This is a genomic window from Pseudomonas tensinigenes, from assembly GCF_014268445.2.
Classification (GTDB): domain Bacteria; phylum Pseudomonadota; class Gammaproteobacteria; order Pseudomonadales; family Pseudomonadaceae; genus Aquipseudomonas; species Aquipseudomonas tensinigenes.
The window spans coordinates 5,621,497-5,633,983 of record NZ_CP077089.1 but is presented as its reverse complement, the minus strand read 5'-3'; the positions used below and the strand labels follow the sequence as shown (position 1 = coordinate 5,633,983).

The following is a 12,487-nucleotide window of genomic DNA, read 5'->3' as shown; positions in this document are numbered from 1 at the left end:
CGGTGCTTTGGCGTTTTTCGCGAGCAGGCTCGCTCCCACAAAGAACACCCACAGTGTTGCCCCGAGCACCAGCCGCTGCCTCGCAGCGGCTTTTGTATTTTCTGAAATAACGAAGTGGAGAGCCGCATGGTTCCCGTAATCGCCCTGGTGGGCCGACCGAACGTCGGCAAGTCCACCTTGTTCAACCGCCTGACCAGGACTCGCGACGCCATCGTCGGCGACTTGTCCGGTCTGACCCGTGATCGCCAGTACGGTGAGGCCAAGTGGCAAGGGCGTTCCTACATTCTGGTCGACACCGGTGGTATCTCCGGTGACGAGCATGGTATGGACGAAAAAATGGCCGAGCAGTCGCTGCTGGCCATTGAAGAAGCAGATGTTGTGCTGTTCCTGGTAGATGCCAAGGCCGGTTTCACCGCCGCCGACCAGATGATCGCCGAACACCTGCGCAAACGTAACAAGCGTTCCTACGTGGTTGCCAACAAGGTCGACAACATCGACCCGGAAATGGCCCGCGCTGAGTTCGCTCCGCTGGGCATGGGCCACGCGATCCCGATCGCCGGTGCTCACGGCCGTGGCATCACGCAGATGCTGGAAATCGCCCTGGGTGATTTCCCCAAAGACGCAGAAGAGCCGGAAGAAGGCGAAGAAGAGATCGTTGCCGAAGGCGAGGAAGCCAAGCGCATTCCTGGCCCAAGCGAAAAAGACGGGATCAAGATCGCCATCATCGGCCGTCCGAACGTCGGCAAGTCGACCTTGGTCAACCGCATGCTCGGTGAAGACCGCGTAATCGTCTACGACCAACCCGGCACCACGCGTGACAGTATCTACATTCCGTTCGAACGCAATGAAGAGAAGTACACGCTGATCGACACCGCCGGTGTGCGCAAGCGCGGCAAGATCCACGAAGAAGTCGAAAAATTCTCCGTGGTGAAAACCCTGCAGGCGATCAAAGACGCCAACGTGGTGATCTTCGTGATGGATGCGCGCGAAGGCGTGGTCGATCACGACCTCAACCTGCTGGGCTTCGCCATTGAATCGGGTCGTGCGCTGGTCATCGCGATCAACAAGTGGGACGGCATGACGCCGAGCGAGCGCGACTATGTGAAGGTCGAGCTGCAACGTCGTCTGTTCTTCGTTGATTACGCCGACATTCACTTCATCTCGGCCCTGCACGGCACTGGCGTGGGCAACCTCTACGCTTCGGTGCAGAACTCGTTCAAGTCGGCGGTCACCCGCTGGCCGACCAACCGTCTGACCCAGATTCTGGAAGACGCGGTTGGTGAGCACGCGCCACCGATGGTCAACAACCGCCGGATCAAGCTGCGATACGCTCACTTGGGTGGTGCGAACCCGCCGATCATCGTGATCCACGGTAACCAGATCGAGAAAGTGCCGAAGTCGTACGTGCGCTATCTGGAGAACACTTACCGCCGTGTGCTGAAGCTGGTCGGTACGCCGATCCGCATCGAGTTCAAGGGCGGCGAGAACCCGTACGAAGGCAACAAGACCACGCTGACCGACCGCCAGGTCAACAAGAAGCGTCGTTTGATGTCGCACCACAAGAAAGCCGACAAGAAGCGCCGCGACAAGAAATAAAAGCAGTTGCGAGTTTCGAGCTGCAAGCTTCAAGTCAAAGCAAAAAGGGCTCTGTTAGAGCCCTTTTTTGTGGGCGGTGGATTTAGCTTGCAGCTTGCAGCTAGTAACTTGCCGCTTGAGATTTATGGCTTGGCGCTTGAAACTTGCAGCTCACCTGCAAGGGGCTACCGATGATCACCAGTAAGCTGCCGAATGTCGGCATCACGATTTTCACGCAGATGTCTCAGCTCGCCGCGCAGACCGGCGCGATCAACCTGTCCCAGGGTTTTCCTGATTTTGACGGCCCGCAGTCGTTGCGCGATGCGGTCGGTCGGCACATCGCCAGTGGCCACAACCAGTATTCACCGATGACCGGTTTGCCGGCGCTGCGCGAGCAGATTGCGGCGAAAATCGCTCGCAGCTATGGCGTGCAGGTCAATGCCGACAGCGAAGTGACGGTCACGCCGGGCGCGACCCAAGCGATCTTCTGTGCGATTCAGGCGGTTATCCACAGCGGCGATGAAGTCATCGTGTTCGATCCGTGCTACGACAGCTACGCACCGGCGACGGAGTTGGCGGGCGGGCGTTGCGTGCATGTGCAGCTGAACCCGGACGACTTCTCCATCGATTTCGACAAACTCGCGGCCGCCCTGAGCCCGCGCACGAAAATGATCGTCATCAACACGCCACATAACCCGAGCGGCGCACTGATCAGCCGTGCCGAGCTGGATCAACTGGCTGCGCTGATCCGTGATCGCGACATCTACCTGATCAGCGACGAAGTCTACGAACACCTGGTATTCGACGGCGTGCCGCACGTCAGCGTGCTCGCCCATGAAGAGCTGTATCAGCGCGCCTTTGTGGTCAGCTCGTTCGGCAAGACCTATCACGTCACTGGCTGGAAAACCGGCTACGTCGTCGCGCCGCCAGCGCTGACGGCCGAGCTGCGCAAGGTGCACCAGTACGTCAGCTTCTGCGGCGTCACGCCGTTGCAATACGCGCTGGCCGATTACATGGCCGAGCACCCGGAACATGTCGAAGAGTTGCCGGGCTTCTATCAGGCCAAACGCGACCTGTTCTGCGATCTGCTGGCGCCGTCGCGCTTCACCTTCACCCGTGTCACTGGCACCTATTTTCAGTTGGTCGATTACTCGCAGATCCGTCCTGACCTGAATGACGTCGAGATGGCCATGTGGATGACCCGCGAACACGGCGTGGCGAGTATCCCGGTGTCGGTGTTCTACCAGAACCCACCGCAAGGCCAGCGCCTGGTGCGTCTGTGCTTTGCCAAACGCGAGGAGACGCTGCGTGAAGCGGCGGCAAAACTATGCGTGATCTGAGTGCGTTACCCGATCTCAACCTGGCGCTCATCCAGACCAGCCTGGCCTGGCACGACCGTCAGGCCAACTTCGAGCATTTCGAGCAGTTGCTGGAGCAGGCGCAGGGCGCGGATCTGATCATCCTCCCGGAAATGTTCACCACCGGATTCTCCATGGAGTCCGAAACCCTTGCCGAAGCCGAGAACGGCCCGACCAGCAAATGGCTGCGGGTTCAGGCGGCGAAGCTCAATGCAGTGATCACCGGCAGCGTGATCATTCAGGCTGCCGACGGCAGCCATCGCAATCGCCTGTTGTGGGCGCGGCCGGACGGCGAAGTCTTGCATTACGACAAGCGTCACCTGTTCCGCATGGCCGGCGAGCACAATCACTACACCCCCGGCGAACGCCAGGTGCAGTTCGAACTCAAGGGCTGGCGTGTGCGTCCGCTGATTTGCTACGACCTGCGCTTTCCGGTGTGGAGTCGTGATGCGCAGGATACGGATCTACTGCTGTACACCGCCAATTGGCCGGGTGCGCGGCGTTTGCACTGGAATCGCCTGTTGCCGGCGCGTGCCATCGAAAACCTTTGCTATGTGGCGGCGGTGAATCGTGTTGGCACCGACGGCAAGGGTTTCGCTTACACCGGCGACAGCCAGGTACTGGATTTCCAGGGTGAAACCTTGCTGGCGGCGGGGGAGGCGGACGGGGTGTTCAAGGTGGTTCTGGAAGCCGCACCATTGGCGGCTTATCGTGAGCGCTTTCCGGCGAATCTGGATGCCGACACCTTCGAGTTCACCTGATACTCGCAGCGCCTGTCAGGACGCCTTCGCGAGCAGGCTCGCTCCCACAGGGAAATGCATTGCAAAGGTGGGAGCGAGCCTGCTCGCGAAGGGGCCATAAAAGTCAGCAAAAAAAGCATCAGGCAAAAAAAGGCCCCGGAGTTCAAACGCCGGGGCTTTTTGCATTTCAGCGGTCGATTACGCCGCTTTCGCCTCAGGCTGGCTCAGCGAGCGGTTCAGCGCGCTGAACAGGGCCTTGAAGCTGGCCGTGGTGATGTTTTCATCGATACCCACGCCGTGCACCGCACGCTCGCCATTCACACGCAGCTCGATGTAAGCCGCTGCTTTGGCGTTGGTGCCCGCGCCGATCGCGTGTTCGTTGTAGTCCATGATCTCCACCGGAATCGGCAGGCCGGCGACCAGTGCTTCCAGCGCACCGTTGCCCTTGCCGCGCCAGTGCAGATTGGTTTCGCCCTGACCTTTGCTCGCCACTTCCACTTCAACATTGCTGTTGCCGTTTTCTTCCTGCAGGCGATGACTGACCAGCGCATACGGGGTGTTGGCTTGCAGATATTCGCTGATCAACAGCGAGTGGATCTGCTTGGCGGTCATCTCCAGACCCAAGCGGTCGGTTTCACGCTGCACGACCTGGCTGAACTCGATCTGCATGCGACGTGGCAGGCTGATTCCGTATTCCTGCTCCAGCAAGTAAGCGATGCCGCCCTTGCCCGACTGGCTGTTGACGCGAATCACCGCCTCGTAGCTGCGGCCAATGTCGGCCGGGTCGATCGGCAAGTACGGCACTTCCCACAGTGCATCGGGTTTCTGCTGGGAGAAGCCTTTGCGGATTGCATCCTGGTGCGAACCGGAGAACGCGGTGTGCACCAGATCGCCAACATACGGGTGACGTGGGTGAACCTGAATCTGGTTGCACTCTTCGACGACTTTGCGCACGCCGTCGATGTCGGAGAAGTCCAGCTGTGGGTCGAGACCCTGGGTGTACATGTTCAGTGCAACGGTGACGAGGTCGACGTTACCGGTACGCTCGCCGTTGCCGAACAGGCAGCCTTCGACGCGATCGGCGCCGGCCATCAGGCCCAACTCGGTGGCGGCAACGCCGGTGCCACGGTCGTTGTGGGTGTGCAGGCTGATGATCACGCTGTCACGACGGTTGATGTTGCGGCCGAACCACTCGATCTGATCGGCGTAGATGTTCGGCGTAGCGCACTCAACGGTAGCCGGCAGGTTGAGGATCATCTTGTGCTCAGGCGTCGGGTTCCACACCTCGATCACGGCGTCACAGACTTCCTTGGCGAATTCCAGCTCGGTGGCGCTGAAGGTTTCCGGCGAGTATTCGAAAGTCCACTCGGTGTCCGGCTGCATCGCGGCGTATTTGACGAACAGCTTGGCGGCATTGACCGCGATGGCCTTGATGCCGTCCTTGTCCTGGTTGAAGACGATGCGACGGAAAGAAGGCGAGGTAGCGTTGTACAAGTGAACGATGGCTTTCTTCGCGCCGCGCAGGGATTCGAAGGTGCGCTCGATCAGGTCTTCACGGCCCTGGGTCAGCACCTGGATGGTGGTGTCGTCCGGGATGTGGCCTTCTTCGATCAGGGTACGCACGAAGTCGAAGTCGGTTTGCGAAGCCGCCGGGAACGATGCTTCGATTTCCTTCACGCCGACTTGCACGAGGGTTTTCCAGAAGCGCAGCTTCTTCACCGCGTCCATCGGTTCGATCAGCGACTGGTTGCCGTCACGCAGGTCGGAGCTGCACCAGATCGGCGCGGTGTCGATGGTTTTCGATGGCCAGGTGCGATCCGGCAGGTTGATGACAGGAAACGCGCGGTATTTCGAAGACGGATCTTTGAGCATGCTCATCGGGAAATTCCTTATTGTCTGGGCCGAAAAGAGGCGGCCTGCCGGTGTTACGAATGTTCAGGGAAAAGCGTGGGACGAGGTGCCGCGATTCAGCCCGGCAGTCGTGCGCTGACGAGGCACAGGCTGCGGTGCTGGCGAAGCTGAATGAGGGTGTGAGAGGTTTTCATGCCTTCAACCCTAACCGCGAGGGGAGAGGATGGCAAGCAGTCGAAAAAAATTGAGAGGAATACTCGGAAAGCGAGTTTTTGCGGGATTTTATTGCGCTGGAGGTCGCTGATTGTTGTGATATTTGCGCGAGGTTTGATTGGGGCGCAATTGAGGTTTATAGGAATTCATTGAGTATTGCTGTGTTGTATAGGTCGCCTTCGCGAGCAGGCTCGCTCCCACAGGGGATCTTTGTTGTGAATAAGATCCAGTGTGAGAGCGAGCCTGCTCGCGAAGAGGCCGGTCGCCTCAATACATATTCAAGGTTGAAACGCACCAATGAAAATCGCCGGATCCACCCGCGCATCATTCAGGCTGACATTCCAGTGCATGTGCGGGCCGGTCGCCCGGCCGGTCATGCCAACCTTGCCGACCACCGCGCCCCGCGCCAGTTGATCGCCGACTTTCACATCAATCTTCGACATGTGGCAGAACATGCTGATAAAGCCTTGGCCATGGTCGACAAACACCGTGTTGCCGTTGAAGAAATAGTTGCCAGTGAGGATCACCTTGCCCGCCGCCGGGGTCTTGATCGGCGTGCCCATCGGCACCGCGAAGTCGAGGCCGGCGTGGGGATTGCGCTCTTCACCATTGAAGAAGCGGCGCACGCCAAACTTGCTCGATAGCGGCCCGTTGACCGGTTTGTCCAACAGCAGATTGCTCGGCGTGTTCGGGCTGAAGCTGCGGTACGCCTTGATCTGCTCGGCCAGTTCGCCTTCGATGCGCTTGAGGTTCGACTGATCCGGGTTTACTTGCTGCTTGTTCTTCAGAGTAATGCGCTGTTCGGGGTATTTTTTGTTGCCCACGGTGAACGGCAGATTGCGCCCGCCACTGCTGATCTGTTGCGCGCCGGGTTTGACCGTCAGCGGCACACCGACGATCGCCAGCCAGTTGTTCTGCTCTTTTACCACCAGCACCGGTTTGCCCTGATACGTGGCTTTCGGCGCCTGTGCAGCCGCGCCCAGATCAACCACCGCGACGCCGCCCGGCACCGGTTTGTTCAGCAGCCGGGTGATGTAACTGTCGGCGTGGGCGTTAAAGGTCAGACAGAGCAAAAACAGTGGAGCCAGAAAACGCGGCATGGATCAGTCCAGTAATGAGAGGGTGACGGGCGTCAGGTGATTGTCCTCGACGCGCACTTGCAACTCGCCTTCGCCGAGTTTGGCTTTAAGGCGCTGGCCGGTGTGGGTTTGCGCGGCGTTGCGGATCGCATGGCCGCGCTCATCGAGCAGAATGCTGTAACCGCGACCGAGCGTTGCCAACGGGCTGACCACATGCAGCGTCTGCATCTGGCTGTGCAGTTGCAGTCGACGATTCTTCAGGCCTTCGCGCATGGCCCGGGGCAAGCGTTCGGCGAGGCTGTCGAGGCGCTGACGCAACATCGCCAGTTGCCGTCCCGGATGTTGCCCGGCGAGACGGGTTTCCAGGCGGATCAGGCGTTCGCGACGGGTATTGAGATGACGCTCGAACGCCCGGCGCATGCGCATGTCCAGATCGTCCAGACGCTGCGCCTGCTGGCGCAGACGTTCGCCAGGATGACGCAAGCGACGGGCCATACCTTCCAGACGCAGGCGATCACGCATCAAACGGTCACGCATGCGCATCACCAGGCGGCGATGCAGGCTTTCGACCTGACGGATCAAATGACTGGAATCGGGCGCGAGCAACTCAGCGGCGGCGGACGGCGTCGGTGCGCGCACGTCAGCGACAAAGTCACTGATCGACACATCGGTTTCGTGACCGACGGCGCTGACAATTGGCGTCACGCAGGCATCGACGGCGCGGGCCACGGCTTCTTCGTTGAAGCACCAGAGGTCTTCCAGCGAGCCGCCGCCACGGGCAAGGATCAGTGCGTCGAAACCACGGGCATCGGCCATTTTCAGGGCGCGGACGATTTGCGCGGTGGCTTCGCGGCCCTGTACGGCGGTGGGGATCAGCGTCAGTTGCACCTGCGGCGCACGGCGGCGGAACACGCTGATGATGTCGCGAATCACCGCGCCAGTTGGCGAACTGATAATGCCGATGCGTTGCGGATGTGCTGGCAACGGCACTTTGCGTTCGGCACTGAACAGACCTTCGGCGCTGAGCTTTTCTTTCAGCGCATCGAAGGCCAGGCGCAGCGCGCCGTCACCGGCAGGTTCGACGGTGTCGAGGATCAGTTGATAGTCGCCACGGCCTTCGAACAGCGAAACCTTGCCACGCACCTTCACCGCCAGGCCGTCCTTCAACGCCTGACGCACCCGCGCCGCGTTCTGCCGGAACAGCGCGCAACGCACCTGCGCGCCGCTGTCCTTGAGGGTGAAATAGATGTGGCCGGACGCCGGACGGGCGAGGTTGGAGATTTCGCCTTCGACCCAGATGTTGCTGAACACGTCTTCGAGCAACACCCGCGCGCGGCCGTTGAGCTGGCTGACAGTCAGGACTTCACGGTCCAGACCAAGTCTTGCAAAGGGATCTTTAATCATGGGGCGCAGTTTAAAGGCATTTGCCGTTGAATCACCACAAGTCCCCTGTAGGAGTGAGCCTGCTCGCGATAGCGGTGTGTCAGTCGCAGGATAGGTTGAATGCTCAACCGCTATCGCGAGCAGGCTCACTCCTACAAGGGGGGGTTGAAGGTTTCGATGAAGTGGTGAATCAGGGGTGTGGGATTCTGTCGATAGGCGAGGGCGACGGTGGTGTGGCAATCGGGATCGGTCAGCGGCAGAAATCGTACGCCGCTCGGGGCGATGTCCTGCATCGATTCCGGCAGCAGGGCGATGCCGAAACCGGCCTGAATCAGCTGCAATTGCGTGGTTTTGCGCGACATCACCCGCGCCGCTTTCGGGAAGAAACCCTGACGCATGCACAGATCGGCACACAGATAACTCAAGCCACCGCGATGCGGATGCGGAATCGAGATGAACGCTTCGTCCTTCAGTTGGGCCAGATCGACACGCTCAGCCGCGGCCAATCGATGATCCATCGGTACCGCCAGCAGCAATCGCTCAGTGAACAGCGGCACAATCTGAATCCCTTCACGCTGGCGCAACACTGGCAGGCGCAGCAGGCCGACATCAAGGCGTCCTTCGGCGAGTTCTTCGAGTTGCGCTTCCGAAGACAGTTTGCCGATATCCAGCGACACGCCAGGTTGCTGCTGCAGATAAGCGTCGATGTCGCTGAGCAAACGACCGCTGATCGACACGGTGCTGGAATGGCTGAGGCGCAACGTGCCGAGCTGACCGTTACCGACTTCAGTGGCCATGGCACTGGCCTTGCTCAACTCATTGAGCAGATTTCTGGCGCGCGGCAAAAACGCCTCGCCTGCCGCTGTCAGGCGAGGCTGGCGCGCGGTTCGTTCGAACAGTGGGGTTTGCAGCCGCGTCTCCATGTCCTTGATCTGCCGGCTCAGCGCCGATTGCGCAATAAACAACCGTTCGGCTGCCGAACTGAAGCTGCCGCACTCAGCGATTTCGACGAAGTAACGCAGTTGACGGGTTGAAAGCATCAGACATGCCTTTTTGAGATGGGTAAGCGACTTTTAAGATATTAGTCGCAACCCTCGGCGCTGGCTAAAGTCATCACAGGCTTATTAAGGAAGCGCATCGATGAGCGTGGCGGGGTTGTTGAGTGAGTGGGCGTGGGGCCCCGGCGGTTGGGCGGTGATCGGGCTGGGCATCGCCCTGGCTTACATCGTGTTCGGTATCGCCGGATTCGGCACGGCGCTGGTGGCGGGGCCGATTCTGATTCTATTCATGCCGCTGTCGAAAATCGTGCCTCTGCTGGTACTACTGGACTTTGTCGCGGCGTTCGGCAACCTGCTGCCGTCGCGGCGGGATGTGGCCAAACCGGAATTGTTACGGCTGCTGCCGTGCATGGCGGCGGGTTGCACATTGGGGGTGATTTTCTTGCTCAACCTCAAATCCGATCTGTTGCTGTTGTTGATGGGGCTGTTTATCAGCGCTTACGCGGTTTACAGCCTGTGGGTGAAAGCGCGGCCGACGCAATTGTCTGCGGGGTGGGCAGTGCCGATGGGGACGGTGGGCGGATTGTTCGGCGCGCTGTTTGGCAGTGGCGGCTTTCTCTATGCGATCTATCTCAACAGCCGCTTGCCCAAAGACGCGGCCCGGGCCACGCAAAGTGCGCTGATCAGTTGCAGCACGGTGGTGCGTTTGAGCCTGTTCGCCATCGCCGGTGTGTATGCCGAGCTACCCTTGTTGATACTGGCGCTGTGTTTGTTACCGGCCATGGCGTTGGGGTTGTGGATCGGGCGGCGGTTGACCCTGCGCTTGTCGCGTGAGGCGTTTGTGCGTTTGGTGACATGGCTGGTGCTGGCGAGCGGGCTGGCGTTGATCGGGCGCTACCTCAGCACTTGACCGGATTTCGTCAGGGATTAAGCTGCCGGCCTTTAAGGCCTCTTCGCGAGCAGGCTCGCTCCCACAGGGAACTGCATTCCATTGTGGGAGCGAGCCTGCTCGCGAAGGCGTCAGCAGCCACACCGCAGGACTCTCCATGAATTCGCAAAGCATCATCGTCCCGAAAATCTCCACCCTGCCGGTCCACGAACCCCGGGCCCGGGCGATCGTGCGCTGGCTGGTGCGCAAGAACATCATCAAGGAAGAGCTGAGCACTTGTGGCCGCACCGGCAACCGCATGGCTTACGCGATTGCCGACGGCGCGCGTGCCGTGGTCCTGCATCCACAAGCGCTGCCTTTCGGGGAGCCGATCAACGGGCTGGAGATCGTCACCAAGCGTTGTATCTATACCCCGGCCAAAGGCTTCCTCGAAGAGGCCGGTTGCGCCGAGTGCCGTCGTGAAGTTGGCGAAGCACTGTTCGAAAGCCTCGAAGAGTGGTTTCCGGGTCGCACCGACAACTTCACCTGCCCCGAATGCGGGCATGAAGACGATATCAACGGCTTTCTGTATTTGCAGGAGTGCGCGTTTTCCAACCTCGGTTTCATCTTCAACAACTGGCTGGAGGCGGGCTTCAAGCAGAGCTTTATCGATGAGTTCGCCGATTGGCTCGATCAACCTGTCTCTTGGGTCAAGGTGGAGCTGTAAGGCCGGGGATTTCCCGTACATCAGCAACATTGATATTAAGCTGAGTTTTACATTGAACAGCAGGGGGTGGATGACTATAATGGCGCGCTTCCATTTTCCCGCTCGGGAGCCCCCGCGATGCTGCGTATCAGCCAAGAAGCTCTGACATTCGACGACATTCTCCTAGTGCCCGGTTATTCCGAGGTACTTCCTAACGAAGTCAGTCTCAAGACCCGCCTTACCCGTGGCATCGAGCTGAACATTCCTCTGGTTTCTGCTGCAATGGACACCGTTACTGAAGCCCGTCTGGCAATCGCCATGGCTCAGGAAGGTGGCATCGGCATTATCCACAAGAACATGACCATCGAGCAGCAAGCTGCCGAAGTGCGTAAGGTCAAGAAGTTCGAAGCCGGCGTCGTCAAGGATCCGATCACCATCGAGGCTGATGCCACGGTGCGTGACCTGTTCGAATTGACCCGCATGCACAACATTTCCGGCGTTCCGGTGCTGCACGATGGCGACCTGGTCGGCATCGTCACTTCCCGTGACGTGCGTTTCGAAAGCCGTCTGGAAGCCACCGTCCGTGAAGTGATGACGCCGAAAGAGCGTCTGGTCACGATCAAGGAAGGCGCGAGCAAGGACGAAGCACGCGAACTGCTGCACAAGCACCGTATCGAGCGCGTGCTGATCGTCGACGACAAGTTCGCCCTCAAAGGCATGATGACCGTCAACGATATCGAAAAAGCCAAAGCCTACCCGCTGGCCAGCAAGGACGATCAAGGTCGTCTGCGCGTGGGCGCTGCTGTCGGTACCGGTAAAGATACCGGTGACCGTGTAGCCGCTCTGGTCAACGCCGGTGTGGACGTGGTGGTAGTCGATACCGCGCACGGTCACTCCAAAGGCGTGATCGACCGCGTTCGCTGGGTCAAAGAAAATTTCCCTGAAGTGCAGGTGATCGGCGGCAACATCGCCACCGGCGCCGCTGCCAAGGCTCTGGCCGAAGCAGGCGCTGACGCAGTCAAGGTCGGTATCGGCCCTGGCTCGATCTGCACCACCCGTATCGTCGCCGGTGTCGGCGTCCCGCAAATCAGTGCCATCGCCAACGTTGCTGCTGCCCTTGAAGGCACTGGCGTTCCGTTGATCGCCGACGGCGGCATCCGTTTCTCCGGTGACCTGTCCAAGGCCATCGTTGCCGGTGCTTCCTGCGTGATGATGGGCTCGATGTTCGCCGGTACTGAAGAAGCGCCGGGCGAGATCGAACTGTTCCAGGGCCGTTCGTACAAGGCGTATCGCGGCATGGGTTCGCTGGGCGCCATGTCCCAGGCTCAAGGTTCTTCCGACCGTTACTTCCAGGACTCCTCGGCAGGCGCCGAGAAACTCGTTCCGGAAGGCATCGAAGGCCGTGTTCCTTACAAAGGCACCCTGAGCGCGATCATTCACCAGTTGATGGGCGGTCTGCGTTCCTCGATGGGCTACACCGGTAGCGCCAACATCGAAGAAATGCGCACCAAGCCTGAATTCGTGCGGATCACCGGCGCTGGTATGGCCGAATCCCACGTGCACGACGTGCAGATCACCAAAGAAGCGCCAAACTACCGGGTCGGCTAACGCCGACAGCTATAAGCCACAAGCTATAAGCTGCAAGCGGTACTGCATTCATGCAGCTACCGCGCAGCTTCCGATAACTTGCAGCTTGCAGCTTGAAGCTTGCAACTG

General features: G+C 59.7%; 10 protein-coding genes. 6 read left to right on the top strand and 4 right to left on the bottom strand.

The genetic code is table 11. The features are described from left to right. Positions 1–126: 126 nt before the first annotated feature. The 3 genes from der to HU718_RS24880 all read left to right on the top strand — a co-directional run bounded on the left by der (position 127) and on the right by HU718_RS24880 (position 3,694). On the top strand, positions 127–1,596 hold the full coding sequence (gene der / locus HU718_RS24890; RefSeq protein ID WP_034156263.1) for a ribosome biogenesis GTPase Der: 1,470 nt from the start codon (positions 127–129) through the stop codon (positions 1,594–1,596). Positions 1,597–1,766: 170 nt separating this feature from the next. After that, entirely contained in the window at positions 1,767–2,915 is a 1,149-nt protein-coding gene (locus HU718_RS24885; protein WP_186615268.1) for a pyridoxal phosphate-dependent aminotransferase, read from the top strand. Continuing rightward, on the top strand, positions 2,903–3,694 hold the full coding sequence (locus tag HU718_RS24880; RefSeq protein ID WP_150706998.1) for an amidohydrolase: 792 nt from the start codon (positions 2,903–2,905) through the stop codon (positions 3,692–3,694). Before HU718_RS24885 ends, HU718_RS24880 begins: the two co-directional genes overlap by 13 nt. A gap of 177 nt (positions 3,695–3,871) precedes the next feature. Here the strand turns inward: HU718_RS24880 and leuA are convergent, their stop codons facing one another. The 4 genes from leuA to HU718_RS24860 form a co-directional block, all read right to left on the bottom strand. Further along, positions 3,872–5,551, bottom strand: a complete 1,680-nt coding sequence (leuA, locus tag HU718_RS24875; protein ID WP_053123514.1) for a 2-isopropylmalate synthase — start codon at positions 5,549–5,551, stop codon at positions 3,872–3,874. 464 nt (positions 5,552–6,015) lie between these two features. After that, a complete protein-coding gene (locus HU718_RS24870) occupies positions 6,016–6,837 on the bottom strand; it encodes a M23 family metallopeptidase (protein ID WP_102900320.1) in 822 nt (273 codons plus the stop codon). A gap of 3 nt (positions 6,838–6,840) precedes the next feature. After that, positions 6,841–8,220, bottom strand: a complete 1,380-nt coding sequence (gene xseA, locus HU718_RS24865) for an exodeoxyribonuclease VII large subunit (protein ID WP_016984362.1) — start codon at positions 8,218–8,220, stop codon at positions 6,841–6,843. A gap of 131 nt (positions 8,221–8,351) precedes the next feature. Beyond that, complete coding sequence (locus HU718_RS24860; RefSeq protein WP_186615270.1) at positions 8,352–9,239, bottom strand: LysR family transcriptional regulator; 888 nt, start codon at positions 9,237–9,239, stop codon at positions 8,352–8,354. A gap of 100 nt (positions 9,240–9,339) precedes the next feature. Between HU718_RS24860 and HU718_RS24855 the strand changes: the two genes are divergently transcribed. The 3 genes from HU718_RS24855 to guaB all read left to right on the top strand — a co-directional run bounded on the left by HU718_RS24855 (position 9,340) and on the right by guaB (position 12,379). Beyond that, positions 9,340–10,107: a sulfite exporter TauE/SafE family protein gene (locus HU718_RS24855; RefSeq protein WP_186615272.1), complete on the top strand. Its 768-nt coding sequence runs from the start codon at positions 9,340–9,342 to the stop codon at positions 10,105–10,107. Between the two features lie 136 nt (positions 10,108–10,243). After that, positions 10,244–10,792 (top strand): sugar ABC transporter ATPase, encoded by a 549-nt coding sequence (locus HU718_RS24850; RefSeq protein WP_016984359.1) that lies wholly within the window; start codon positions 10,244–10,246, stop codon positions 10,790–10,792. A gap of 117 nt (positions 10,793–10,909) precedes the next feature. Beyond that, a complete protein-coding gene (gene guaB, locus HU718_RS24845) occupies positions 10,910–12,379 on the top strand; it encodes an IMP dehydrogenase (protein ID WP_007916845.1) in 1,470 nt (489 codons plus the stop codon). Positions 12,380–12,487 lie beyond the last annotated feature (108 nt).

What these genes read in the sequence shown, in the direction of transcription:
- HU718_RS24880 (WP_150706998.1), top strand. Translation starts at nt 2,903, where the DNA reads ATGCGTGATCTGAGTGCGTTACCCGATCTCAACCTGGCGCTCATCCAG.
- HU718_RS24870 (WP_102900320.1), bottom strand. Translation starts at nt 6,837, where the DNA reads ATGCCGCGTTTTCTGGCTCCACTGTTTTTGCTCTGTCTGACCTTTAAC.
- leuA (WP_053123514.1), bottom strand. Translation starts at nt 5,551, where the DNA reads ATGAGCATGCTCAAAGATCCGTCTTCGAAATACCGCGCGTTTCCTGTC.
- HU718_RS24860 (WP_186615270.1), bottom strand. Translation starts at nt 9,239, where the DNA reads ATGCTTTCAACCCGTCAACTGCGTTACTTCGTCGAAATCGCTGAGTGC.
- xseA (WP_016984362.1), bottom strand. Translation starts at nt 8,220, where the DNA reads ATGATTAAAGATCCCTTTGCAAGACTTGGTCTGGACCGTGAAGTCCTG.
- HU718_RS24850 (WP_016984359.1), top strand. Translation starts at nt 10,244, where the DNA reads ATGAATTCGCAAAGCATCATCGTCCCGAAAATCTCCACCCTGCCGGTC.
- guaB (WP_007916845.1), top strand. Translation starts at nt 10,910, where the DNA reads ATGCTGCGTATCAGCCAAGAAGCTCTGACATTCGACGACATTCTCCTA.
- HU718_RS24885 (WP_186615268.1), top strand. Translation starts at nt 1,767, where the DNA reads ATGATCACCAGTAAGCTGCCGAATGTCGGCATCACGATTTTCACGCAG.
- der (WP_034156263.1), top strand. Translation starts at nt 127, where the DNA reads ATGGTTCCCGTAATCGCCCTGGTGGGCCGACCGAACGTCGGCAAGTCC.
- HU718_RS24855 (WP_186615272.1), top strand. Translation starts at nt 9,340, where the DNA reads ATGAGCGTGGCGGGGTTGTTGAGTGAGTGGGCGTGGGGCCCCGGCGGT.